General features: G+C 53.8%; 1 protein-coding gene. It reads left to right on the forward strand.

The window, feature by feature from the left end:
* On the forward strand, positions 1 to 457 hold a 457-nt coding region (locus AC6EMZ_RS23260; protein WP_498405178.1), incomplete at both ends, for a KUP/HAK/KT family potassium transporter.

The following is a 457-nucleotide window of genomic DNA, read 5'->3' on the forward strand; positions in this document are numbered from 1 at the left end:
GTATTATCGCTAACCCCGAAGTCTTGCAGGCGTTGAATCCGATGTACGCCGTTCGCTTCTTTATCGAATATAAAGCGGTGTCGTTCTTCGCTTTGGGGGCGGTGGTGCTTGCCATTACCGGGGTCGAAGCGCTGTATGCCGATATGGGTCACTTCGGTAAATTCCCGATTCGTCTGGCCTGGTTTACGGTGGTGCTGCCGTCGCTGGTATTATATTACTTCGTACAGGGCGCGCTGTTATTAAAGAACCCCGAGGCGATCAAAAACCCGTTCTTCCTGCTGGCGCCAGATTGGGCGCTGATTCCACTGATGGTGCTGGCCACGCTGGCGACAATTATTGCCTCGCAGGCCGTCATTTCAGGCGTTTTCTCCCTGACGCGTCAGGCGGTGCGGCTGGGCTATTTGCCGCCGATGCGTATCGTACACACGTCAGATATGGAATCTGGTCAGATTTATAT

It is taken from the genome of Enterobacter sp. SCRI0065, from assembly GCF_059766475.1.